Raw genomic sequence first — 24,547 nt, 5'->3', positions numbered from 1 at the left:
ACTGTGCTATCCTATGGTATAGTATATAAGCACTCTGAGAGAGAGTTGCGATAAAATCTATATCGCGGGGTAGAGCAGTTGGTAGCTCGTCGGGCTCATAACCCGGAGGCCGCAGGTTCAAGTCCTGTCCCCGCAACCATGTTTAACCGCTGATTTCGTAAGAAATCAGCGGTTTTTTTGTATTTTCAGAGGATTTGAAGATGCGCAGATAGGCGCTCCAGCCCCAATTGTACCCCAACGGGGATAAAATGAGAGTGGGATTTGCTGGTTTTCGTTTGTGTGATAGGTATAATGACAATAGAAGTTTTTTTGAATTTATTCCCGCGCGAATAGAATATTGAAGTGCCCCCAAAAAAAGTTAGACAATCCTTCATAGCGTAATATCAACTAATTTCGCAACCTTTTTAAATATTCGGTTGATGTTGACTCCATATAAATTAAAAGGGAGACTACAACACCGCGATGCTGTGCGTCTCCCCCTTATGACTGATTTTATCGTTGTCCGCCAACACTCCAGCCCATACGTCTGGAATCACAATCAGGTTTTATCGTTGCCTGCCAACCCTCCGGTCTATACATCCGGATTCTCTATCGGATTTAAGGTGTCAGCCGCACCAGCAGGATGTCGCCTGCTTTCCTATTTATAGTATATTCGATATATGGTTTTTAATCAACCAGTTTTGAGAATTCTCTTTTGAAATTTCGTTTTATAAAGTGCATAAGCGCAGCGCTATCAGTAGCTTAGCTGAGAAGCGGTAGTGGAGATGTAGGTCTGCGACGGATCTTAACTCTAATATTGTATCTTAACTTGAAAAGAGTTATGATGCAATATTAGAGTTAACTGCGCAAGTAGACAGCTCTTTCTTCACACGTTTCGTTGACTTTTCCACTGGAAATGCATATAATGAAAATGGACAGAGGGCGTCATCCCTCTGGTGCGGCTGGCACCTAAAATCTGAAATTGATGCCGGACTTTGGGCCGGAATGTTGGCGGGCAACGGAAAAACCCGATAGCGATGCAGTAGAATGGTCTTTGATCAGATGGAACTGTATGTCGGCGGACGACAGAAAAACCAGTTATGAAGAGAAGACATGCGGCATTGTGAAGTGCCCCCAAAAAGTTAGACAATATTTTGAAGTAAAAATTGTTCAAGCAGCCGAAAGGGCTTGCTGTCTGTGAATTGCAGGCGGCAAGCCCTTTAGCTTTGCCTTGATCCTGCGATTGTTGTAGTAATCCAGATACGCAATGAGCTCCTGCTTGAAGTGTTCCATGGAATGAAATTCCTGTAGATACAACAGCTCGCTTTTAAGTAATCCAAAGAAGTTTTCAATCACAGCATTATCCAGACAGTTTCCCTTGCGGCTCATGCTTTGCCGGATGCCCTTCTCTCGGAGCATGCGATAGTACTGCTTGTGCTGATACGGCCAGCCCTGGTCGGAATGGAGAATGAGGTCTGTACCATACAGATCATCTAAGGTGGCTGCCATTGTTAAAAGTTTAAGCTCATTCAGTTCATTGACAAGCTCGTTCATGAGAGCGGTTCCTGTAAGCACCAGTTATCCACCTCCTTGCGCATCTGATTAACAAGAGCTTTGCTGCGAGATAAAAGGGTGTCTATACTGAAAGCTTCCGGCGGCAAACCAAAGAAACTTGGGCGGACTGTCCAAGTTTTTTAGATAAAAAGGAGAAAAATGGGAAATTTTTTCATAGCCCAAGAAAAGTAACGGGACAAAATTTAGATGAGTTTAAAGTTCCGTGCAAGTGTGATCGGAGCGATTATAAGTATCAACCAGTGACAGCAGAAGGCGAGTTAACGCTGGAAGGCGGTTACGAACAATTTTTGCTGGATATGCAAAATGATCGTCACTGGGCCAAGAGTACATGCATAGCGTATGACAGAGAATTCTGGCGGTCTGTTGCACCGATTTTTCGGGGGATACCGTATGCAGATCTCAATGAAGAACTGGCAGAAAAGCTGTGGATGGAAAGGCGACAGTTTGGTCTGGGTGACAGGATCATTGAGCAAAACGCTGAGAAAATTTTTTCCTGCATTGTTGAGCAAGCATATCAGCATGACCTGTCCCAGATGCGTTTCTGGGGAAATGTTGATGTGGAACTTTGCAAAAATGGTCTTGCGCGCACCGCTGAGGGGCAAAAGTATTTGTTCAATCTTGCACATAAGCTGCTGAAGCGCCCAAAATCGCTTCCCATCAGCGTAGTAATTCGTATTTATGAAGAAATGTTAAGTCGTGCAGATCGCTTTGGTGAGTGCGTTGCACTGCTTGCAATGCTGCTGCTGGGCCTTCGCACCTCAGAGGCCGCTGGCTTGTCATATGGCGATATTCGTCAGATGGATGAGGATCTATATGCGATTGAACGCAGATATGTGGAAAAGCAGAGCTCGCGTGACGTTCAAGTGGGCGGAAAAACATCAAATTCATATCGCTTGCTGCCACTTGTAAAAGAGTTTCGAAATTTTCTTATGGAACGTAAAAAGAAAGCGCTCACATATTACCATGAGCATGGAGGTACATCGGATGCAGAGGTAGATAGATGGCCGCTTGGATGTCAAGGTCAAGCGTACTGGAAACGCTGCACGACGAGAGAAGTGAATCAAATGTTTAAAAATATCTGCTGCGATGCTGGTGTAGAAGAAGGTTTTTTTGAGGAAGCGGATGCACTGTTAACGGTTGATGAAACATATGGGAAAGAGTATGAACAATCTGTCACGGCGTATATTCTGCGTCATCAGGCAGCAACCGAGTATGATACCACGGATGCTTCTCGTGACGAAATTTCGGCACTGATGGGTCATGCACAGGAGAATGATGGAACCGAGGTGTTTGACTTCGCCAATGCAGATGGACAGCGCAGACTGCTTCATGTCATGATGCAGCGGCCGATTTATATGTATATCTGTGGTAAGACCGGGATGGAGCAGGATACTCTGAAAAAGGGTATGTCGAAAGTGTATGACGGTCCGGTTGAACTGACGGTGACGGAGAATGCAGAGTATGAGCTTTATACGGAAACGATAGAGCCAAATGATAGGTTGAGAGTCGAAATCGAGGGCGAGGCAGAGTTATTGACAGAGCAAACAATCCTGCATACATATAGTTCGTTTAAACGGCCGATGGAACTGGGATGTACGTCAGCAATGCGTGAGGAAACACGTCTTGCGGCGGATATGGCTGAGAAGAGCCGGTCTATTTATACATCGGTCGGCCTTTTTGAGAATCCGGAACTTGTGGATAGTATGCCGGAAGTGGAGGATTTAGAGCGCGAGTGGCTGCCGGAGGTCGTGGATGCAGAGGGAAAGCCGTATCCATGCAGCCAACAGGCTGAATCGTCAAAGATGAAGTCAAAGCTGGAGGAGAAAGAGGGTATCTGTGAAGAAGAATTGCTGGCTGTGTTATCCAGCGGCAGACTGGTTAAAGTGCCGGAAAACCGCTGGATTTGTAAATCAGGCGTTTGTTCGATGGGATTGGATAAGAAACTTCAAGTGAAGCGGATAGTGGTTTTCCGACAATCAGCTGATAAAGTTCTGGTCAGTTCGAGTGGTCAGGCATGGTATCTGCCGGCTTCAATAACAGTGGATGACTTCTGCAAAAATGGTAGATGGCAGAAATGTCATGAAGCATTGCTTAAAGATGGTGTGCTGACCGAATGTAATCTTAAGGATACTTCGCTGGTCTGTGCAGCGCAAAGCGGCAGGCAGGTGCGGCTGTCGTTGGATCAAGTGCGTGTTATACCAGACGGTATGCAGATTGTACGTACAGGTGGGGAGAAAATTGTCACAGCGTGTTGCAGCACAGCGGAAGACGAATTGCTGTTTGTCAGCCGTCAAGGAAAGGCATTGCGCGTGTCTGTTCAGGCGATGCATGAGTATAAAAATCTAGGTATCGGATTGGTTTCCGGCATGAAGTTGAAGACAGGAGATTCACTTTGTCAGCTTATGGTCTACCAGCCGGAGCATAAGCTGATTATTGTGACAGAGAAAGGCAGAGGACTTGTACTGTCGCCGGACACAGCGGAAAAGCGTATGATTGAGCCAAAGCTGGGACTGGGTGCAGGTGTACAGCTGATACAGTGGGGGCATGGCGGCGATGTCATAGATGCGTTATATGTGGAAACAGGTGTACTGCTGGTAACTAAGCAGGGTAAGGCGCACTGTCATGACTTGAGTGAAGTAACTCCGCAAAATAGAGATACGACGGGACACTGGTGGGTTACAAATCATGATGTTGTGGGTGCGGTTGAGGTGGGGATTGCTAAGGCAACACCGCACAATTAAAGTCGCGGCTCCTTGCGTAGGTTCCGGTCACGCTGCCGCGCCTCATGCGCAACGTCATTTTACCGGCCTTGACGCAGGACGTGGAGTGTGCCGCCGTCGCAGGCAGAGGCCCCAGTTAATAGCCGAAGTAGTTTTAACTGGTTATGCTATTTTCAGTGTGTTATAATAAAATCAAATTATTGCGAAAAACGAGTGTCTGACAATACGAGGAGGGTTAAACCATGCCATTACCGCAAACCACACACAGCACCTATGCCGACTATCTGACATGGGATACCGAGCAGAAGTATGAGTTATTCGACGGCGTGGCAGTCATGCAGGCGCGTCCGAGTATCCAGCACCAGAACATAGAGGGCGCACTTTTGCAGCAGCTCCGCAACTTTCTGGACGGCAAGCCTTGCCGCGTATTTGCAGAGATTGAGGTGCTTCTTCCGAACCATGCCAACCAGAGCGCAGATGATGTGAGTACCGTCTATGTGCCTGATCTGGCGGTAATCTGTGATCCTAACAAATTGCGTGAACAATACTGCTTCGGTGCGCCGACTGTAGTAATGGAAATCCTTTCTCCCTCAACTGCCAAAGCGGATCGACTGGTGAAGCTGAACCGTTATCAGCAGGCGGGCGTACCGGAATACTGGATCGTATCGCCGCAGGAACAGAATGCAACCGTGTTTGTGCTGGAGAACGGCTTGTATCGTACCGTTGCCGTTTATACTAAAGAAGACACCGCCGCAAAGGTGTTTACGCTGATCGGTTGTGAGCTGGATTTGATGCACGTATTTGAGTGATGAAGTAACGAAACGTCACCCTATTTCAGAGGGGATAGCAATTTACGATACCTACATGGGTGCAATCCACTATTCTGTACGGGATAATGGAGTCATTCGTAAACTTGCAGCCTACGTTATTCTCGGCATTAATGCGGAGGGGAAAAAGAAGTTCTGACGATTACGCTTGTTGACAATGAAAGCGCAAAATACTGGCTGGCAGTCTTGAACGAACTGAAGAATCGCGGAGTGAAAGATATCCTGATTGTCTGTGCCGGTAGCCTTACCGGTATGAGAGAAGCGATTTCAGCTGCGTTTCCCAAGACAGAATATCAGCGGTATATTGTCCGTCAGATAAGAAACACCCTGAAATACGTTCCGGATAAGGACAGAAAAGCCTTTTTTGCAGATTTAAAAACCATCTATCAGGCCGTTGATGAGCAGAAGGCTCTGGCTACCTTAGACCGCGTAACTGAAAAATGGACTCCGAAATACCCGAATTACATGAAACGCTGGAAGGGCAACCGAGATGCTATTCTCTAATTTTTAAGTTTTCAACCACTGTCCGAACGGTCATTTATACGACAAATACAATCGAATCGCTGAATTCCACTTACCGGAAGCTGAATCGCCAGAGAAGCGTATTTCCAAGTGATACCGCTCTGTTAAAGGCGCTGTATCTGGATACTTTTGAGGCGGCGAAAAAATGGACTGCTACGATTCATAACTGGGCTCAGGTTTATGGAGAATTGAGCATTATGTATGAAGGACGCTTACCTGAATAATCCAAAAGCGGATCAAGAAGACAGGCGGGGAATCGCCTGCTCTTGACAAGCCCGTAGGTAGCCGTTATATATAAAGCAAGAGCGACAAGCCTGATTCACAAGCTTATCGCCCGTAATTATCATAGAAGAATCTTATTTACAGAGTTTTTTCATACACTCGAATCTCCGTTTCCGGGAACACTGCATGGATGGCTGTATCGAAACCGGTCAAATTGTCTGTACATGCGATAAAAGTATCCTCTACGCCCCGATTCCTCAGGCCATTCAGTACGGTCGCCCAGAACTTTGCGCTCTCATTCTCGCCGACCCACATCCCCAGAACATCTTTGCGGCCATCCAGATCAAGGCCGATGGCAATGTACACTGCTTTTTTACAATCTGACCTTCGATAGTGGATCGCATCCAGAAAAAACTACGGCGTAGATCGATTCCAGAGGCCGCTGCTGCCATTCTTTCGCCACAGGCAGAATCTTATCCGTGATCCGGCTTACCGTACCATTGCGACCTTCTCGGACGGTACCCGCACCCGCGAGATCATCGAGAAAAAACTTGTCGGCGTGCCTGATATTACCGAGCCCATGCCTGAAGGCTTTGGTATGTACGCAAGATAATTACTTCATATCAAGTGGAAAGAGTCGGACAGTTTGCGAAGTAGTCAATAGTTAGTAATGCGCAGTATGTGATAAAGCGCCGTATCGGCGAGATGCAGGATATGCTTATGCATACGGTCACACCGATTGCGGAAATTGCGGATATGCTCGGCTTCAGCAGTATCTATCACTTTAATGCAATGTTCAAGAAATACACCGGCCTTGATAGGATTTGTCACTCCATCAGGGAGTTGATGTATTATCCGAAAAATATCACAAAACGATTAGTTGTGGTTCATGCCAAACGGCTCGCAGGTCAGCAGCTTTTTCTTCCAGAGCGTTTCTGCATCTATGATCTGATGCTCTGAAAGCGATTTTGACAAAATTTGCAGAACAGAAAACTGCAAATCGTGACAGCTGTGGTCCGCAGACTTCAAATGGCTGATCATGCCCTTGTTATTTCCGTGGCCGCCAGTGGATACATAGACGGACCAACGCCCAAGAAGTCCGTCGTAACCATATGTCGATCCGACATATCGGTTCCCTGTCCTGGTATCCACGATCAGATAAACTGCGTTGACAGAAGACATGGCCGCATGCCACAGTTCATAGTCCGTATCATTTTCAATCACTTCTTTCAGATCATCAAAGGACAGAATGAGCTGTTCAAACCCCACAAACGGCTTTTGAGTCTTTGACTCAATCGCTACGATGGGCTTTTCGGTCGTGGCCTTTTGGTGCCACATTCGAGTCGATCCGCCCCAGTCGATGACCAGCTTTCCTTCGTAGTCCTTCAGCAGATCCACCGGTTCCAAATCAAAAAACGCTCTTTCACCACGGTATTTTTTTGCCTCACAGTCGGGCAATCCGGCGGGACATACATCCGGTATATCCGCTACAAAGCCATTGACACGACAGCAGGAATGCAGTCTCGCGTATGTACCGCCGTCGCTGATAAAAGTGATCCAGTAGGAATACCCTTTGCTGAAACCTGTTTTTTGATGCTGTGTGTATTCGTATACCATACCGGCCTTGTAGCATTCTCTGAATCGTTTATCAGACAATGCGTGGCGTATCAGCTTGACCTCTTTCGGGTCAAGTCCTACTTTCTTCAGCACATCGGAAAAGTTCAAAATCGCCATGACTGCCCATCCTTTTTCTCTTTTCGGTTACAGTTTACCATAGTTTTTGCCGCAGTAAAAGCACATTTTCACACGCTTGCAGTATCCCTTCCAGCTCCGGTGTCAGGCGTTTGCGGCACTCCTGTTTCAGATCTTCCTGCACACCATAGAATGCCTCGGCGATGCTGCCGGTGATAGCGGCCAGCGTGTCGCTGTCACCGCCGAGGGACACCGCCGTGCGGAGGGCATCCTCAAAATCCGTGCTTTCCAAAAATGCAGCAATAGCCTGCGGCACAGTCTCCTGACAGCTCTCCACATGATGATAGGTTGGGCGGATTTCGTCGCAGGTGCGGGAGAGGTCATAACTGAACTCGCATTCCACATACGCTTTGATCTCCACCTTGCTGTGGCCGGTGCGGGCAAGAAAAATCGCTGCAGTAACGGCTTGTGCGCCCTTGATTCCCTCCGGATGATCATGCGTTACCTCGGCGGTGAGTTGTGCCAGATGCAGCGCCTCTTTCATACTCTCTGCCAGCCATGCCGCGGGAGAAACCCGCATGGCACTGCCGTTGCCATAGCTGAGGTACGGCTGCGGGTTATCCTCATACAGCCACTGATTGAACCGCACACCGTAGCCCTTGTCGGGATAAGCGTGTCCCAGCCGCTGCATTTCCCGCACCAGCGCCGTTTTGATGGTGATAGCATCCTGTCCGTGAGTATCCAGCAGGGCCTGTGCCACGGCCAGCGTCATTACCGTATCGTCGGTAAATTCGGACCGCTGGCTGAATAACGGAAAGTCCTTGGCCTTGTAGTTGTTGCAGTCAAATTCGTAGGGACTGCCCACAATGTCGCCCAAAATCGCACCGTACATATTCATCATCTCCCGCGTTTCTGCACATCTTCGTCGATGCGGCGCTTCCAGTCGGCGCCGAGAGGTCTTGCGGCGCGAACGCTGCAAACTATTTCGCTGATGACCTCATAGTTCAGTGCTGTACCGGCCTCATCGCACTTGTAGTTCACCGCACAGTCAGCGCCGATGCCAAAGCGTGCCGCTTCCTTCGCTGCGTCGATATTGGCACCCAGAAAGAGAAACTCCCAGCCGTACTTTTCCTTCTGTCGCTCGATCATGCGCCGCACCGTTTCATAGTCATAACGGCGGCTGGCATTTTCGTAACCATCGGTGGTGATAATGAACATCGTCTTTTCCGGTACATCTTCGCGGCGGGCGTACTTGTGGATGTTGCCGATGTGGTGGATGGCCCCGCCCACGGCATCTAGCAGCGCCGTGAAGCCGAGGGTGAAATACTCCTTCTCGGTCATGGGCGGCACATCCTCCAGCGGCAGGCGGTCGTGGATGACCACGCTCTCGTTGTCAAAGAGTACGGTGGAGACCAGCGCCTCGCCCGCTTCCTTTTTCTGCTTGGCAATCATGGAGTTGAATCCACCGATCGTGTCTGTCTCCAGCCCCGACATGGAGCCGCTGCGGTTCAGGATAAAAACCAATTCTGTTGTATGCTTCATAAAAAAACCTCCTGTGATTTGTTATCTCTATGGTAGCAAATCACAGGAGAGCAGTGGTCGCTTTTCAAGCGACATTTTTATGCGCCGAGCAAGCTCTGATCAAAGGCGAACAGAGCTTCGTTGATTTCAAAGACGTTGTAGTTTCCATGCTCCACGAAATACTCCACGATAATGTCAAACTTGTTGGAATGGGAGAGCGCGAACCCCGCCTTCATGAGCATATCCTTCATTTCCGCAAGCGGCAGCTCAAGGGCAATGGCAAATGCAATGACTGTGGGCTTGGAAGGTTTGTAGGATTTGTCCGAACGGATCTTCGAGAAGAGTTTCCGATCAATATTTGCCTTCTTATAGCACTGTGCGTCCGTCATGCCGCGCTCATCAATCTTCCGCAGAAGCATCTCGGAAAAGCTCTCGTCGATCTGTCCCAGTGCATCATCAAGGGTTGCCGCCTTTTTAGGGGCAACTGCCGCAGAGAAGGGAGGTGTGAGCTGTTCGATTGCAATTTCACGAATGGATGCCTCGCAAGGCATCGGCTCTTCCATCCGGAAGGTGTTCATTCTGCGCAGACGCTCGGAACGACTATCGGTATGTTCGTCCACATAGCGGTCATCTATGTACGCTGCAATATCAGCAAACAACTTGCCGCTGATCTGATAGGCTTTACGGTCAAAAATGACAATGTATACTGTCATTTCGTTTTCAAGAAGGAAACTGCTGATGGTGTCAATTGCAACCTTGAGAGCCTGATCCTTCGGATAGCCGAAAATGCCGGAGGAGATCAAGGGGAATGCAACCGATTCGCAGCCGTATTCCTTCGCCAGCATGAGCGAAGTCTGATAGCAGGAGATCAACAGTTCACGTTCACCATGCTGTCCATCGTACCAACGAGGACCGACAGCATGAATGACATATTTGCATGGCAGCTGATAGCCCTTTGTGATTTTCGCGCTCCCGGTTTTGCACCACGGAGCGTTTTACATTCCGCCAGCAGCTCTGGTCCTGCAGCACGATGAATACAGCCGTCCACACCGCCGCCACCGAGCAGCGACTCGTTGGCAGCGTTGACGATGGCGTCAACCTTCATTTTCGTAATGTCGTTTCTCACAACCTGGAGCGGCATAATCTTCACCTCTTGATTTTCGTTTGAATCTATTGCATCAAAACCGGTTTAACAATAGGTATGTTGAATGAGTGCACCTTTCTTGATCGGCTGACATAGATTTCCTTTTACAGCGGTTCGGCTCGCTTGCGGGACAAAACTTCACCAGCTTGTTTGGTAAAATGTGAAATGTTTAAGACAACACCGTACAGAATTTACTCGTACATCGCTCTTACCCAGTTATGCGGTATTGCCATACGCCGCCGGGATTTTGATCTGGATTACTCGAATTATGTGAAAAAGGATTTTCCCGCGTTCAGACGCGAGCGTTCCAGACTCTCCGGGAGATTTGCAGCATATGAGGAATATTCTGGATTTCACGAAAACGAAAAGCGATTGCCTTTTTTTACCGTAATTCCCTTTGAACGCTAATGAGGCGAAAGACAATCCCTTTCGGGAAAGCCTTTCGCCTTATTTTGCGACCGTCTATACGCAACGAGTCTTTTGAACGATATGTAATTGCACTGGGAGTGCAGCGGATAATCACTCACGTTTCTCCGCATTATCGCGCTCCATAGTTTCTTTGATTGCACGTTTGATAAATGCGGTGGTGGATTCGCCTTGGTGGTTAGCGTGCGCCTGAATAACGGCGCGTTCGCCCTTGGGCACGCGGAAACGCACCTCATCTGTCTTTTCTTTCTGCCATTTTGCAGTAGCACGCATTTGCGCCTCGGTAGCCGCCATTTGCTCCCCCCTCGATATTATATCAGAGAATAGATTACACGAATATAGTGAAATTGAAATACAAGTTGCACTTATATTTGTGCATAATGCATGTTATGCAAGTGCTACTTATATGCTATTATATCAATAGTAAGAGAATTTCAAATCAAATACGGCAGTACAAGAGAGCGCCAACTCCCTTGCACCTGCGCAGGTGACGACCCACCTACACAACGGAAATCTCCCCACTATAGTACCAGTATACCCTTTTTTCGACGTTTACGCAAGGGTAAACGCCACGATCAGTGCAGAACTTCCGTCTCTTTGTCATACCGATAAATACTGTGTAGGTTTTAGATCTGCACAGTTTTTTATTTTTGACGGTATTTGCATTTATGAAATGACAAAGGAAGGCGAGATTTAATGAAAAACAAATATTTATTTCGTGTTTTTCCATATCCGGGTATCGAAACAGTATGCTGGGAAAGCTGGGACTTTGAACGTCAGCAGTTGACTCTGCCGGACGGCAGAAAAGTTTGTTTGGACAATATGCAGGCAGCTTTTGTGCGATATTGTTATCGCAAGCAGTGTGAGTATCATCAGCACGCGCCGCACATGGGCGACCGTATTTTTCAGACGTTCAAGGTGAAAACGGTATGACGCTGAACGAATGGACAGGGCAATGGCTCGCAACATATGTCAAGCCCGTGGCGAAATCGAGCGGTTATGAGCATTACTGCGACAATATGTATAAACATATTCTCCCTAAACTGGGTAATCTGCCGATGAGCCAGCTGACGACAGCGGTCGTGCAACGGTTTCTGAACGACGAGGCACAGCATGGCAATCTGCGCACCGGCGGTCCGCTGAGCGCGAAAAGTGTCAAAAACCTGCGCGTGGTGCTCGATGTCTGCTGCAAACGTGCGGTCGCAGACGGAGTTCTGACCGCAAATCCGGTCCCGGAAACCGTTTACGCGCACTGCCGGGCGAAAAAGCTGACGATGCTGAGCGACAACGCGCAGACAAAGCTCGAAAAGTGGCTGTTTTCCGACCTGTCGCTTAACAATGCGGGCATCATTCTTGCACTGTACACCGGAATGCGGATCGGCGAGGTCTGCGCAGCGCGGTGGAAGGATTACGACGCGTCGAGCGGCACGCTGCATATCACGCAGACGGTTCGGCGCGTCACGATCGACCCGAGCGCGGAATACGGAAAACGCACAAAACTGGTGTTCAGCACGGCGAAAACCGAGGCTTCGGAGCGTTCACTGTACCTACTGGAAGTGCTGCAAGGCCTGCTGACCGTGCAGTGGGAGCGGTTTCGTTCCCTGTTTGAACGGGCGCCGACAGAGACAATTTACAGCGCAGTGGGCGGCGTGCTCGACCTAGACCATCTGAGCGCTTACTGGCGAGATGTGCTAGTCGGTCTGCACCTGCCGAATGTACGGTTTCACGACATTCGGCACACGTTTGCGATGCGCGCCATTGAGCAGGGCGTGGACGCCGCGACTGTCGCAGGTCTGCTCGGGCACGCCGATGTGACGACTACTACGCATTATTACGTTCACCCGCGCGAAGCGTCCATGCACCGCGAAATGGAAGCAATCGAGCCGGTCGGGAAAATCGGTCACGCATGGCAGAACACGCGCTTGTTTGCGCCGACTCATGCGGAGGAGAAAATCCCGAAAGCGGATTTCTATGAAAAACTTCAAAAGTTTGTGTAAGGTGTGTCAGCAACGCCCCACGAATGCGGAGGATGGGATTTGTGCGATTTGCCGCCACCGAAGCAGAGAACGGTCACTCTATAAAGCGTGCGGAGAAATTTGGACAGCATCACCGGACGGGTTCTGTTGTAAATGCTAGAAGAAAGACAAAGAGAACAAGCGGTACGACTCGGATGCATTGCAGAAAGCGATTAAAAGAACGCAGCTGACGCTGACCATTCTCAAGTATCGTGCGGAGGGCATTTCCTATCAGAATATTGCCAGTCTTGTCGAGCTGCCGGTGGAAACCTGCTATACGATGGCCAAGCGAGCGCTTGAGGAAGGGCAGAAGTAAACGATCGAAAGGGCCTGCTGTCTGTGAATTGAACCGCTACCCGTCAAGAGGACAGTGAAAAAATATAAAGATTTTCTGGCCGGCAGCCTATAGGTTGCCGGCCGCATTTTATGCAGCGAGCCACAACGAGAAAGCGTTTGTGACTAACAAACAGGACGCTTCGTTCTCTTTTTATAGTGCTTGCATCATTTCAAGTATAATTCCATCTGGATCTTTGAAATAGAAGGCTTTACTTTCTCCAAATCCTTGTGAAGTGAAATTGAAATGTTGAGGTTCAGATAAGCACTCTACATTGTTTTCAATAAAATGCTTATAAGTCAAATCAATATCATCAGTATAAAAACACAGTTCGGAGATAGATGTAGTGAATAAATCTGACTGTATCTTATGAACCGCATTATCTATAAACTGAATAAGTTCAACCGGTGGAGATTCAACATTTTTAGAACCGTTTAGATAAGCAATCCGTGCTTTACAGTTTCGCCTATGAAATAATTTATCAGTTTCCTCACCCGCCATCAATAATTCTCCTTGGAATTCAAGTCCAAGAATATCTCTATAAAAAGCAATCGACCTATCCAAATCTGATATTGTTAATCCAACGTGATATATTCTTCCAACCATTTATTATATATCTCCTTAAAGATTTTCCATACTCCTGTTTTCATTACACAACTGTATTCATAAGGCAATACCGCATAATTTCCGCAAAACGCCGCAGCTTTAATTGTGCGGTGTTGCCATAAACCTTACCGGTACTATATCAAAAGGATTTCGGTATGATTCTGATGCAAAATCGTACGGTATTCTTCAGGCACATCATCCGCAATCAGATATTGAAATGCATCGAGATCGGCAACAGGATACATGGCAATTTGACCAAATTTATGGCAATCTGCCATCAAATACCAGGACCGTGCCATAGACGGCAGATTGCGATAAATATGCGTCGAAACAATAGAATGTACTGTAAGCCCCGCCTGTAAATCAATGCCTGAGATACTCGTAAATGCTTTTGAAACGAAAACATGATTTGTGAAGGTGTTTGGGTTTTCAGGACTTGAAAATAAGGTATGCGCATCTGTGGATGTCACTTCTCCACCGAGCAGATATACGCGGGAATCCGTCTTCAACAGGTCATTTAGCGCGGTAATATTATTCGTTACGATCGACAGGCCATGAAAGCGCTCAAGAAGCTTGGCCAGATAGCAGCAGGTTTGTCCGGATCCCAAAAAAATGCTGTCACCATCCTGTATTTCTTCGCAAGCGCGTTCAGCCAAAGCAATTCGTGTTCGATCGTTTACATTGGATAGCGAAGAAGGCAAAGCGCAGTCCGCCAGCACCGCACCACCGTAAATACGCTTGGCAATCCCCTCGTCCTCTAGCTGCTGCAAATCTTTCCGAATGGTAACACGACTGATGTCGAACTGCTCACTCAAATCGTTGACTAACACTTTTTTATTTGTAAAAAGCATCTTCCTTATTTCTTCAATACGACTTGTCATAGTACATTCCCCTTTCTTCTTTTAAGATAAACGAAATAAAACGAAATGTCAATATGAAATAATCGAAACTGAAAGAAAGCGAAAGTTGAAATAAACGCAGGATGGTGATATGCTAAAATCAACAAGGGAACGAAAGCCCAAAGGAGGAATCCAACATGAAAAATGTGCAGGATCGGCGTATAGAACTGTTATTGTCCGGACGTGCGGGGATCGACCTGAACACCACAAAAGCAGGCTGCACCTTTGCTGATATCCCGGCATTCACAAAATCCGTAGGCGGATCTCCCGCTAATATTGTGCAGGGAGCGGCACGTTTAGGACTAAAAACAGGCTTTCTTGGAAAAGTAGCGCACGATGGTATGGGAGAATATATCCTATCCGCTTTGCAGACACAAAATATCGAAACCAAAGGTATTGTGGTTGATAAAACAGGGGCTCGCAACTGTATTGCAGTAACAGAGATCATCAGCGCCGAAGAGAGTGGCGGCTATGCAACCGGCGGGGATGCATTCCACCATGGAACGTATCTATACCGGCAGGGAACAGCAGATATGCTATATTCCCCCGCAGATGTAAATCGTGATCTGATTGCCGCATCCCAGTCCGTGATGCTTTCTGGCACTGCCTTCTCTCAATCCCCTTCGCGTGAAGCAATGTTTACAATATTGCAGCTGGCACGAGATTTTGGAACGATGACCGTTTTAGATATCGATTACAGACCGTTCGGATGGGTATCAAAGAATGAAACTGCACGTTGCTACCAACAGGTGATCACACAATGCGACATCGTTATTGGCAATCGAGAAGAATTTGATGCTGTTGAATACCTCACCATGCCGGGCAACAAAGACAATACCAAATCAGCACAGGCGCTGTTGAATGCCGGCGTGAAGCTGGTCATTGTAAAGGACGGTGCAAACGGATCCGCAGCATACACGTCTGACGGTAAGGTCTTGCGCTGCGGCAGCATTCCTACCGCAGCAGTAAAGACGTTTGGTTCCGGTGATGCATACGCAGCAGGATTGATGTATGGCATTCTGCGAAAACACAACTTAGCGTATGCAATGCAGCTTGGCACCGCCTGTGCCTCATTGGCGCTGAAAACAATCAGCTGTGGAGATGCAATGCCTAATTTACAAGCCGCAGAGCAGCATCGTGCACAGCACGAAAAGGAGATGATGCCATGAAGTGGGAACAGAATTATGTTGCACAGGCCGCACAGCAAAAGCGAATCATCCCGGGATTTAATATATTTGGATACGAAGATGCGCAGGCTGTGATCCGTGCCGCCGAACGCGCTGTTTGTCCGGTTTTGCTGATGATCAACCGTGATGCACGTACGGCAATGGCGGTGGAGCATTGGTCAGCACTGCTGAACGCTTTAGCCGAATCTTCGAGTGTACCTGTTGGCATTCATCTGGATCACTGTACCGAAACAGATACCCTCATCCGTGCGATCGACAGCGGCTTTACCTCGGTTATGTTTGATGGTTCGCACCTACCGATAACCGAAAATTTGAAGATCACACAAGCTATTGCGCAGTATGCACATAAAAAAAACGTGTTTTTAGAAGCGGAACTGGGAACCGTTCCGTATAGCGATATCGGAGAAACCGAAATAAATCTAACCGATCCGGAAGAAGCGCGGGAAATGCAGGAGCAGACACAGGTCGATTGGCTCGCTGTTTCGGTTGGGAATATTCATCGTTTAGCCACCCGTAAGGTTTCCATTCAATTTCCTGTTTTGCAGCAAATTGAACACAAATGCCAACTACCTCTGGTAATTCACGGAGCAAGCGGCATCAAGGAGGGGGAAATTTCACAGCTCAAGCAAACTCGGGTTGGAAAAATGAATTTTGGAACCGTTTTACGAAAGACCTTTGCAGATCACTTGCGTTCCGAAATGAAAGCCCAGCCGGACGAATTCGATCGACTTCGCCTATTCAGTCATCCAATTGCGCAGGTAGAAGAACAGGCGCTTCACATCATCAAAATGCTATGGCAGGAGGAAAATTAACATGAAAATTCATCAGCAGGAGCCTTTTTCGATTGGTTATCACCCAATTACAGAATTAAACGGCAAGTATCGTGAGATGATGATGGATTTTGGTATCCTCAAGATTTCCGCAGATATGGAATTTGAAGATAACCTGCCGCTTGAACGTGTATTTGTCTTGCTTTACGGTGAAATTGAAGTCGAGTTCAATGGAAAAATCGTAAAGGGTACTCGACCCACCTACACCAACGATACGATCTGGAGCGTAAACTTGCCCAAGGATATCCCTGTCAAATTGCGTGGTATTGCAAAAGAGAGCGAGATCGCAGTCATTCGAACTGAAAATGAACGTGATTTCATGCCGGTAATCCGCGCTCAGGATGATATTGTGGAAGAAGTACGTGGCCAAGGTTTCATGAACGAGGCCGGTACTCGTATTGTGCGAACGGCACAGGATGTAAAACTTTCTCCGGAATCCAATATCATGTTTGGGGAAGATATGCACTATCCCGGAAAATGGTCCGGCTTCCCGTCACATTCACACGCACAGCCGGAGATCTACTTTTATAAGTTTTATCCTCAAAACGGTTTTGGCTTGCTGCGGCTGGGAGAGGAAGGCGTTCTGCTGGAACACAACGACACCGTTTTAATTGAACCCAACAAAGTTCATCCACAGGTTGCCGCCCCCGGCTATGCGATGTATTACCTTTGGGTCATTCGGCATCTGGAAGGGAATCCGTATATTAAACCGGATTTTGACCCGCAGCATCTGTGGGTGGAACAACCCGGCGCAAAATACTGGCCTGATTCCTGCGAAGGAAAAGCGTAAAGGAGGACTTACGCATGTTAGGAAAGGCATTACATACGAAATCAATTTGGAAAAGCAATCTAATGACCGACATTCGCCTGGCCAGCGAAGCCGGATTTGGCGCAATGGAAGTGGCTTCAAGCAAAATTTGGGACTACTTATCCTCCGGAAGTCCATTAAGTGATGTGACGGAACGGCTGAAACAATATAACATGCAGATCATCAGCATCAATGATATTGCCAATGTGGAGCGGACAGACGACGATGCGGTGCGGAATACACTGGCAGAAACAGAAAAGCTGTCTGCGGTTGCGCAGCGGTTGGGCTGTGATTGCATCCAACTCGTTCCACTGCTGGCTCTGGAGGGGCGTTCGGAAGATGAAGTAATTGCACTGACCGCAAAAAATATTGCGCGTATCTGTGACATCGGTGCGAAGTACGGCGTGCGCTTCCAGCTGGAGCCTGTTGGGTGGTCACCGATCAACTCGCTTCGCCTGACACAGAAGCTGATCCAAGCAGTAGGACGGGACAACTTCGGCACCGTCATCGACTTTTTCCATCTGTTTGTCGGCGGTGATACTACACCGGATGATGTGCGGCATTTTGATCCTAATCGTATTTATCACATTCACTTCTGTGACTGCAGGCTTCCCAAGGAGGGAGAATCCTTCGATGAGACTATTCTGCGAGGTATGTACGCTGGTGAAGGTGAAGTCCCTCTTGCAGAGTGGGTGCAGGCCGTCAAGGACACCGGCTATGAGGGTTGGTGGAGCTACGAGCTGATCAGTGCCAAGCATTGGCAGTGTGATGTAGCGGAAGTGGCTGCCGAAACCAGCCGATTGCTGGATAAATATGTGCTGAATAGATGAAAGTAACGAACATTCAGTGAGGAGATCATGAAAATGAACACAGTAAAGCTGACAATGGCGCAGGCGTTGGTACGTTTTCTTGACATGCAATATGTCTGCGTTGATGGGAAAGAAGAAAAGTTTGTGCATGGCATCATGGGAATTTTCGGTCATGGCAATGTAGTGGGATTAGGGCAGGCATTAGAGCAGTATGCCGACCAGATGCCCTTCATTCAGGGCAAGAACGAGCAGGAAATTGCCCACGTCTGTGTGGCATTCGCCAAGCAGATGCGCCGCCGCGCGATCTACGCCTGCACTGCGTCCATCGGCCCCGGCTCGCTCAATATGGTTACCGCAGCCGGCACGGCCTCGGTCAACCGTATCCCGGTGCTGCTGCTGCCGTCCGACACCTACGCCGACCGCCAGCCCGACCCGGTGCTCCAGCAGTTCGAGCATGACGAGGACTATTCGATTTCCGTCAACGATTCGTTCAAGGCGGTCAGCCGCTACTGGGATCGTGTACAACGCCCGGAACAACTCATGACAGCCATGCTCAACGCCATGCGTGTTTTGACCGATCCTGCTAAGACCGGTGCGGTCACTGTCTGCCTTCCTCAGGATGTACAGGGAGAAGCCTATGATTACCCTGAAGAATTCTTTAGAAAACGCGTCTGGCATTTGGATCGCCAGCCCGCGAGTGCCGAGGCAGTGGAGCGGGCAGCAGAACTTCTGATGACCAGCAAGAAGCCGGTCATTCTGTCGGGCGGCGGCGTGCGCTACAGCGATGCGGGCGCGGCTGTGCTGGCGTTCGCTGAAGAATTTGGTATTCCGGTTGCCGAGACGCAGGCGGGCAAGGGCGAGGTCAGCTGCGAAAGCGACTGGTATCTCGGCTGCGCTGGTATCTGCGGCACGCTGTCTGCCAACGTGATCACCAAGCAGGCCGATCTGATTCTCGCGGTCGGCACCAAACTCAATGATTTTGTTACCAATTCCAAGAATGGCTTTGCAGCCGATGCACGCTTTGTTTCCATCAACACCAGCCGCATGGACGCGCTCAAGCTGGATGCCGAATCGGTTGTCGCCGATGCGCGTGCAGGCGTGGAGGCGTTGCACACCGCTTTGCAGGCGCGCGGCTGGCACACCGACTGGAGCGATGAGGTAAAGGACGCAAAGCGCTCTTGGCAGACCGAGCTTGCGCGTCTGGCGCAGCTGGAGGCTCCGGAAGCCGCGGCGCTCAACCAGACCCGCGTGCTGATGGAACTGAATGAATTGCTGCGCGAGGACAATATCGTTGCCGCCTCCGGCAGTCTGCCGTCCGATCTGGAACGCGTCTGGACTGCGCGCCGTCCGGGTGCATACCATCTGGAATACGGTTTCTCCTGCATGGGCTATGAGGTCTCCGGCGCTCTGGGCGTCAAGTTGGCCGATCCCGAGCACGAGGTCTATACCTTCGTCGGCGACGGCGGCTTCCTGATGGGTCACTCCGATCTGCTGACCAGCATTCAGGAGGGGCACAAGATCAACGTTCTGCTTTTCAACAACAGCGGCCACCAGTGCATTCACAATCTGGAGCGTTCGCAGGGCATGGGTACCTTCGGCACTGAGTTCCGCTTCCGTGAACAGTCCACCGGCGGACTGACCGGCGGTTACGTCCCGGTGAACTATGCCAAGCTTGCCTCTGCCTATGGCGTAAAGACCTGGCGCGTCACCACGCTCACCGAGCTGCACGCTGCCATCGAGGCCAGCAAGCAGTCCGATGTCTCGACCCTGATCGAGATCATGGTTCTGCCTGGAACGATGACCGAAGGTTATGAGAATTTTTGGCGTGTTGGCACCGCCTCTGTCGCCGAGAAGGAATCCGTGCGCAAGGCTTACGAAAAGCTGAATGATGTTGTCAAGAATCTGCGGAAATATTAAGGAGAATAAATATGAAGGTACAATTTGGCTGCGCGCCGATCAACTGGACGAACGATGACCTGCCCTCTCTGGGCGGCGAACTGACTTATCAGCAGTGCCTGAGCGAAATGGCTCTGGCTGGATACAAGGGTAGCGAGGGTGGCTGCAAATACCCCAAGGATTTTGATGTGCTCAAGAAGGCGCTCGATCTGCGCGGTCTGCAGATCTGCAATATGTGGTTCTCGAGCTTTTTCACCACCTTTGAGAACGAGCGTACCTTTGCAGAGTTTGAAAAGCACATGGACTTTACCTATGGCTTGGGCGCTCGTGTGATCGGCGTCGGTGAATGCGGCGTGACCGTACACGGCCAGGAGGAGACTCCTCTCTTTTCCAACTGCCCGATCCTGACTGAGGAGCAGATGAAGAATCTGGCCGAGGGTCTGAACGAGCTGGGCCGCCGCGCCCAAAAGAAGGGAATGAAGGTCTGCTTCCATCCCCATGTTGGCACAGGCATTCAGTCGCTGGATGAGATCGACCGCTTGATGAAGCTGACCGATCCGGCTCTGGTCGGACTGCTGTTCGACACCGGCCACTCGACGATTGCGGGCGAGGACCCGGTCGAGATCCTGAAGAAGTACATCGGCCGTGTTGCGCACATCCACGTGAAGGATGTCCGCAGCGAGGTGTTTGAGCAGGTCAAGTCGGGTGGCCACAGTTTCCTGTGGGGTGTAAAGAACGGTATGTTCACCGTGCCGGGCGACGGCAACTGCGTGGACTGGATGTCGATCTTTGAGATTCTGAAGACCAGCGATTACGAGGGCTGGATCGTTGTGGAGGCCGAGCAGGATCCCGCTAAGGCTGATCCGCTGGAGTACGCCCAGAAAGCGCGCGCGTTCATGCGCGAGCAGCTCGGCGTATAATTAAGGAGAGACGGTGCAGCATGAAGAAACAACTTTCCGCTAAGCAAGCTGTTGATATGATTCCGGATGGTGCCGTAATCATGTGCGGCGGGTTTCTGGGATGTGGCACGGCACATCGTCTCATGGATGCGCTAGCAGCCAGTCAAAAGAAGGATCTTACTATCATCTGCAACGATGCCGGTCTCTTGGAAGGCCCGAACGGAGAAGCGTATTATGGCGTAGCCAAGCTGATTCACAATCATCAGGTCAGCCGCTTAGTTACTACCCATATTGGACTGAACCCAGAGGCAACAGAGCAGATGAATGCCGGTACCATGCGTATTGATCTGTTGCCGCAAGGCTCTTTGGCGGAGATGATCCGAGCAGGCGGTGCCGGTCTGGGCGGAACCTTAACCAAAACCGGCGTTGGCACGTTGGTTGAGGACGCAAAAGATTATGTGGTCGGGCGGCAGAACATCGACGGTGTTGACTATTTACTGATGCGTCCTCTGAGCGCTGATTTCGCGTTGATTTGTGGTCAGCAGGTAGATGAGGAAGGAAATGTCTGGTATGCCGGCACGGCTCGCAATTTCAATCAGGTTATGGCAACTGCTGCAGATATCGTCATTGCAGAAGCCGAGCAACTGGTATCCGTGGGAGAGATTCGACCTGAAGATGTGCAGACATACGGGATTCTGGTGGATTATATTGTGAATGGGGGGCAAGACGATGAGTGAAGCTCTGAACGCATTTGAAGCACGTTCCGCCAAGGAGATTATTGCACGTCGCACAGCCTTGGAATTGAAAAATGGCATGGTCGTAAACCTTGGCATTGGGCTTCCGACGCTTATTCCGCAGTATTTACCCTCCGATATCCGTGTGACGATCCAATCGGAGAATGGAATTATCGGATTAGACAAGGTGCAGGATGATACGCGGCATCCGCATATTACAGATGCCAGCGGCAAACTGGCTGCGGTAGCATCCGGAGGCGCATTCATCGATTCTGTGACCTCCTTCGGTCTGATTCGGGGCGGACATGTAGATGTCACGATTCTGGGAAGCCTGCAAGTGGATCAGGAGGGATCTCTTGCAAACTGGATGATCCCTGGAAAGAAAACCCCCGGAATGGGCGGCGCAATGGATTTGCTGGCAGGTGTTCGTCAGGTCATTGTTGCGATGGAACACACGGCACGAGGCATTCCTAAAATTCTGAAAAAATGCACGCTTCCGTTAACAGCAGTACATTGTGTCACTAAAATCATCACTGAAATGTGTGTGTTTAATGTTACAGATACAGGTCTTGTATTGACTGAATTAAATCCACAGTATACGATTGACGATGTGCAGGCAGTAACCGAAGCTGAGTTTGCAATTTCAAAAAATTTGACAGAAATGAATATCGTATAAGGAGGATATTGATTATGTTTAACGAGGAATTCCATCTGGAACAGCCCATTCGCTGGGGTATGGTTGGCGGCGGCCGCGGCAGCCAGATCGGTTATATCCACCGCAATTCCGCGCTGCGGGATCGCCTGTTCACGCTGTGCGCGGGTGCGTTCGATGTGAACGAGGAGCGCGGCCGGGAATTCGGCGTCAACTGGGGCGTTGCCCCCGAGCGCTGCTACCCCGATTACAAGACCATGTTTGCCGAGGAAGCTAAGCGCCCGGACGGCATTCAGGCGGTCTCTATCGCGACTCCCAACTTTACGCATTACGAGATCCTGAAAGCCGCGCTCGAAGCCGGTCTGCATGCCATCTGTGAAAAGCCGCTTTGCTTTACAACTGAACAGGCTGAAGAACTGGTTTCTCTTGCAAAAAAGCAAAATCGCATCGTTGGCGTGACCTACGGTTATACTGGTGCTCAGATGGTTCATCAGGCACGCCGCATGATTCAGGAAGGGATGTTAGGCGAAATCCGCATCATCAACATGCAATTTGCGCACGGCTATCATTCCTCCGCTGTGGAAGCGAATGATCCGGGTACAAAGTGGCGCGTCACCCCCGAAAAGGCGGGACCTTCCTACGTATTAGGGGATGTCGGTACACATGCGCTGTTCCTCGCTGAAACCATGGTACCCAACCTCAAAATTGAAAAGCTGATGTGTGCCAGACAGAGCTTTGTCAAGAGCCGTGCCCCTCTGGAGGACAACGCTTTTGTTCTGATCCAATACGATAATGGTGCGGTCGGCAACCTGTGGGCGAGCTGTGTCAACGCTGGTTCTACCCATCAGCAGAAAATCCGAGTAGTCGGTGAAAAGGCATCTATCGAGTGGTGGGATGAACACCCCAATCAGCTTATTTTTGAGGAGCAGGGAAGGCCAGTTCAGATTCTAGATCGTGGTCAGGGATATCTCTATCAGGATGACGAAGCCATCACTTGTGACCGCATGGGAGGTGGACATGCCGAAGGGCTATTTGAGTCTTGGGCGAATCTGTATCGCCGGTTCGCAACTGCAATGGATCGTGTTATCCATGGAGAATCGTCCAATGTAGTCATGGATGATATTTGGTTCCCGAATATCCGCGACGGTGCGGAGGGTGTCCGTTTCATCGAAAACTGTGTGCGTTCGTCGGATCAAGACAGTGTTTGGGTGAACTACACTTGACAAACTATAAAGTATGTGTATTTACACTAACACGGGATATACCATTGAAATACCCCATACAATCAAAGACGGGGAGGTAGACTCGGACGTATTAACGGCATTTGATGTTGGGAAATAACTAAATTTAAGATTTGACAGATGAAAAGGGCGCACAGACCTCAACGGTTTGTGCGCCTGTTTAATTCCTAAGGCAGGCAAGCGGCTGATTCGCTTTTTCCCGTTCGCGGGACAGGAATCGGCGTGATCATTGATCTGTTCGTACTGTGTGCGCGGCGCGGCATGGCGGTCTGGATCATCTTCTCCGGCATTGACGCCATCTGCGAAAAAACCGATAACGAAGAGTTTCTGCGCCGTCTGCGCTACATCAAGGAATGATGTGTGCAGGCGGCGTTTTTATGCGCCGGACAGCGGGAGCAGTTCAAAAAGCTTGAGGACCCGTCCGAGCAGCAGTGCGGAGAGCACCGTGCCGACACCGATGCCGTAAAACGGGCAGTGCTGGAACAGGCACAATCCAGCGCTGATGGCAACCATAGAGAGGTCAAACCCGTTCTTGACGGTGGAAAACCGCAGATGAAACACCTCGGATATCGTGTTCACGATGCCATCGGTCGGGGTAAGCACCATGCGGCTCTTGACGCAGAGGAACACGCCCGCGCCGGTGATGAACATCGTCAGCGCAAAGCAGAGCAGCCGCAGTGGCAGCGGAAACGGTAGCACGGGAATGAGCCAGTCGTACACGTCGGTAAGTATGCCGAACGCAAACGAAAGCGGGATTTCGAGCAGATAAGTAAGTGTGATTTTGCGCGAAAGGATACATTGCAGTACCACAAACAGCAGATAACAGAGAATGGATGCTGTGCCGAGCGAGATATGATAAATCTCTGAAATGGCGTACATCACCGAGCTGAACGCGGCAACGCCGACGTTGTAGCGGATGTTGAGCACCACTGCCGCTGCAATCAGATTCAGACCGAGAATATACCAGGCCGTACGCTTTTTGAGATCAGAGGAAGGTTTCATGCGGTTT

The 24,547-nt window shown here is 49.6% G+C and carries 23 protein-coding genes, 1 tRNA gene and 4 pseudogenes; 18 read left to right on the top strand and 10 right to left on the bottom strand.

The window, feature by feature from the left end; translation table 11 throughout:
- Nucleotides 1-63 precede the first annotated feature (63 nt).
- A tRNA-Met gene (locus tag DW806_RS04480) sits at nt 64-139 on the top strand.
- A 1,010-nt stretch (nt 140-1,149) separates the two neighbouring features.
- On the opposite strand, the pseudogene DW806_RS04475 reads toward DW806_RS04480, so the two are convergent.
- Nucleotides 1,150-1,452: pseudogene (locus DW806_RS04475) on the bottom strand (transposase); the annotation flags it as partial.
- 341 nt (nt 1,453-1,793) lie between these two features.
- Between DW806_RS04475 and DW806_RS04470 the strand changes: the two are divergent.
- From DW806_RS04470 to DW806_RS04460, 3 genes and pseudogenes are all read left to right on the top strand, one after another.
- Nucleotides 1,794-4,295, top strand: coding sequence for a tyrosine-type recombinase/integrase (locus DW806_RS04470; protein ID WP_118729240.1), 2,502 nt, complete (start codon nt 1,794-1,796; stop codon nt 4,293-4,295).
- A gap of 221 nt (nt 4,296-4,516) precedes the next feature.
- The gene (locus DW806_RS04465; RefSeq protein WP_118729239.1) at nt 4,517-5,083 is read left to right on the top strand and encodes a Uma2 family endonuclease; all 567 of its coding nucleotides are present in this window, start codon (nt 4,517-4,519) and stop codon (nt 5,081-5,083) included.
- 52 nt (nt 5,084-5,135) lie between these two features.
- Nucleotides 5,136-5,847, top strand: a pseudogene (locus DW806_RS04460) (IS256 family transposase); the annotation flags it as partial.
- Nucleotides 5,848-6,001: 154 nt separating this feature from the next.
- Here the strand turns inward: DW806_RS04460 and DW806_RS04455 are convergent.
- Nucleotides 6,002-6,338: pseudogene (locus tag DW806_RS04455) on the bottom strand (transposase); the annotation flags it as partial.
- Nucleotides 6,339-6,526: 188 nt separating this feature from the next.
- Between DW806_RS04455 and DW806_RS16025 the strand changes: the two are divergent.
- The gene (locus tag DW806_RS16025; RefSeq protein WP_118729238.1) at nt 6,527-6,805 is read left to right on the top strand and encodes a helix-turn-helix domain-containing protein; all 279 of its coding nucleotides are present in this window, start codon (nt 6,527-6,529) and stop codon (nt 6,803-6,805) included.
- On the opposite strand, the gene DW806_RS04445 is transcribed toward DW806_RS16025, so the two are convergent.
- The 5 genes and pseudogenes from DW806_RS04445 to DW806_RS04425 form a co-directional block, all read right to left on the bottom strand.
- Complete coding sequence (locus tag DW806_RS04445) at nt 6,722-7,579, bottom strand: GIY-YIG nuclease family protein (RefSeq protein ID WP_118729237.1); 858 nt, start codon at nt 7,577-7,579, stop codon at nt 6,722-6,724. The two genes, DW806_RS16025 and DW806_RS04445, sit on opposite strands and share 84 nt — an antisense overlap.
- Nucleotides 7,580-7,613: 34 nt before the next feature.
- Nucleotides 7,614-8,429, bottom strand: coding sequence for an ADP-ribosylglycohydrolase family protein (locus DW806_RS04440; RefSeq protein WP_118729236.1), 816 nt, complete (start codon nt 8,427-8,429; stop codon nt 7,614-7,616).
- Nucleotides 8,430-8,434: 5 nt separating this feature from the next.
- The gene (locus DW806_RS04435; protein ID WP_118729235.1) at nt 8,435-9,079 is read right to left on the bottom strand and encodes a vWA domain-containing protein; all 645 of its coding nucleotides are present in this window, start codon (nt 9,077-9,079) and stop codon (nt 8,435-8,437) included.
- Nucleotides 9,080-9,156: 77 nt separating this feature from the next.
- Nucleotides 9,157-10,199 (bottom strand): annotated as a pseudogene (locus tag DW806_RS04430) (O-acetyl-ADP-ribose deacetylase).
- A 522-nt stretch (nt 10,200-10,721) separates the two neighbouring features.
- Entirely contained in the window at nt 10,722-10,922 is a 201-nt protein-coding gene (locus tag DW806_RS04425; RefSeq protein WP_118729234.1) for a hypothetical protein, read from the bottom strand.
- 402 nt (nt 10,923-11,324) lie between these two features.
- Here DW806_RS04425 and DW806_RS04420 point away from each other — a divergent pair, with 402 nt between their 5' ends.
- The 3 genes from DW806_RS04420 (at nt 11,325) to DW806_RS15110 (ending at nt 12,959) form a co-directional block, all read left to right on the top strand.
- Nucleotides 11,325-11,561, top strand: coding sequence for a hypothetical protein (locus tag DW806_RS04420; RefSeq protein ID WP_118729233.1), 237 nt, complete (start codon nt 11,325-11,327; stop codon nt 11,559-11,561).
- Nucleotides 11,558-12,625 carry a tyrosine-type recombinase/integrase gene (locus DW806_RS04415; RefSeq protein WP_118729232.1) on the top strand — a complete coding sequence of 356 codons (1,068 nt, stop codon included), beginning with the start codon at nt 11,558-11,560 and terminating at the stop codon, nt 12,623-12,625. The genes DW806_RS04420 and DW806_RS04415 overlap by 4 nt, the downstream gene beginning before the upstream one ends.
- A 178-nt stretch (nt 12,626-12,803) precedes the next feature.
- Entirely contained in the window at nt 12,804-12,959 is a 156-nt protein-coding gene (locus tag DW806_RS15110; RefSeq protein WP_158578288.1) for a hypothetical protein, read from the top strand.
- Between the two features lie 171 nt (nt 12,960-13,130).
- Here the strand turns inward: DW806_RS15110 and DW806_RS04410 are convergent, their stop codons facing one another.
- Together DW806_RS04410 and DW806_RS04405 are read right to left on the bottom strand one after the other, a co-directional pair.
- Nucleotides 13,131-13,583: a VOC family protein gene (locus DW806_RS04410; protein ID WP_116705357.1), complete on the bottom strand. Its 453-nt coding sequence runs from the start codon at nt 13,581-13,583 to the stop codon at nt 13,131-13,133.
- Nucleotides 13,584-13,717: 134 nt separating this feature from the next.
- On the bottom strand, nt 13,718-14,464 hold the full coding sequence (locus tag DW806_RS04405; RefSeq protein ID WP_118729231.1) for a DeoR/GlpR family DNA-binding transcription regulator: 747 nt from the start codon (nt 14,462-14,464) through the stop codon (nt 13,718-13,720).
- A 155-nt stretch (nt 14,465-14,619) separates the two neighbouring features.
- Here DW806_RS04405 and iolC point away from each other — a divergent pair, with 155 nt between their 5' ends.
- The 10 genes from iolC to DW806_RS15875 all read left to right on the top strand — a co-directional run bounded on the left by iolC (nt 14,620) and on the right by DW806_RS15875 (nt 23,895).
- A complete protein-coding gene (gene iolC, locus DW806_RS04400) occupies nt 14,620-15,651 on the top strand; it encodes a 5-dehydro-2-deoxygluconokinase (RefSeq protein WP_118729230.1) in 1,032 nt (343 codons plus the stop codon).
- Nucleotides 15,648-16,481 (top strand): class II fructose-bisphosphate aldolase, encoded by an 834-nt coding sequence (locus DW806_RS04395; RefSeq protein ID WP_118729229.1) that lies wholly within the window; start codon nt 15,648-15,650, stop codon nt 16,479-16,481. The genes iolC and DW806_RS04395 overlap by 4 nt, the downstream gene beginning before the upstream one ends.
- A gap of 1 nt (nt 16,482) precedes the next feature.
- The gene (locus DW806_RS04390) at nt 16,483-17,289 is read left to right on the top strand and encodes a 5-deoxy-glucuronate isomerase (protein ID WP_117490217.1); all 807 of its coding nucleotides are present in this window, start codon (nt 16,483-16,485) and stop codon (nt 17,287-17,289) included.
- Nucleotides 17,290-17,351: 62 nt separating this feature from the next.
- Nucleotides 17,352-18,137 carry a sugar phosphate isomerase/epimerase family protein gene (locus DW806_RS04385; protein WP_158578287.1) on the top strand — a complete coding sequence of 262 codons (786 nt, stop codon included), beginning with the start codon at nt 17,352-17,354 and terminating at the stop codon, nt 18,135-18,137.
- 33 nt (nt 18,138-18,170) lie between these two features.
- Nucleotides 18,171-20,033: a 3D-(3,5/4)-trihydroxycyclohexane-1,2-dione acylhydrolase (decyclizing) gene (gene iolD / locus DW806_RS04380; RefSeq protein ID WP_118729227.1), complete on the top strand. Its 1,863-nt coding sequence runs from the start codon at nt 18,171-18,173 to the stop codon at nt 20,031-20,033.
- A gap of 11 nt (nt 20,034-20,044) precedes the next feature.
- Nucleotides 20,045-20,932 carry a myo-inosose-2 dehydratase gene (iolE, locus tag DW806_RS04375; RefSeq protein ID WP_118729226.1) on the top strand — a complete coding sequence of 296 codons (888 nt, stop codon included), beginning with the start codon at nt 20,045-20,047 and terminating at the stop codon, nt 20,930-20,932.
- A gap of 20 nt (nt 20,933-20,952) precedes the next feature.
- Nucleotides 20,953-21,648: a CoA transferase subunit A gene (locus tag DW806_RS04370; RefSeq protein ID WP_118284780.1), complete on the top strand. Its 696-nt coding sequence runs from the start codon at nt 20,953-20,955 to the stop codon at nt 21,646-21,648.
- Nucleotides 21,641-22,321 carry a 3-oxoacid CoA-transferase subunit B gene (locus DW806_RS04365; RefSeq protein ID WP_118284779.1) on the top strand — a complete coding sequence of 227 codons (681 nt, stop codon included), beginning with the start codon at nt 21,641-21,643 and terminating at the stop codon, nt 22,319-22,321. Before DW806_RS04370 ends, DW806_RS04365 begins: the two co-directional genes overlap by 8 nt.
- Nucleotides 22,322-22,335: 14 nt before the next feature.
- Complete coding sequence (locus DW806_RS04360; protein WP_118729225.1) at nt 22,336-23,520, top strand: Gfo/Idh/MocA family protein; 1,185 nt, start codon at nt 22,336-22,338, stop codon at nt 23,518-23,520.
- Between the two features lie 240 nt (nt 23,521-23,760).
- Nucleotides 23,761-23,895, top strand: a complete 135-nt coding sequence (locus DW806_RS15875) for a hypothetical protein (protein ID WP_278278737.1) — start codon at nt 23,761-23,763, stop codon at nt 23,893-23,895.
- Between the two features lie 18 nt (nt 23,896-23,913).
- Here DW806_RS15875 and DW806_RS04355 read toward each other — a convergent pair whose 3' ends face one another.
- Nucleotides 23,914-24,540, bottom strand: a complete 627-nt coding sequence (locus DW806_RS04355) for a YczE/YyaS/YitT family protein (protein WP_116705346.1) — start codon at nt 24,538-24,540, stop codon at nt 23,914-23,916.
- Nucleotides 24,541-24,547: the final 7 nt, after the last annotated feature.

This window comes from Butyricicoccus sp. AM32-19 (assembly GCF_003480365.1).
GTDB lineage: Bacteria > Bacillota > Clostridia > Oscillospirales > Butyricicoccaceae > Agathobaculum > Agathobaculum butyriciproducens.
The sequence above is the reverse complement of the archived record's forward strand: the minus strand, read 5'-3'. Positions and strand labels throughout refer to the sequence as shown.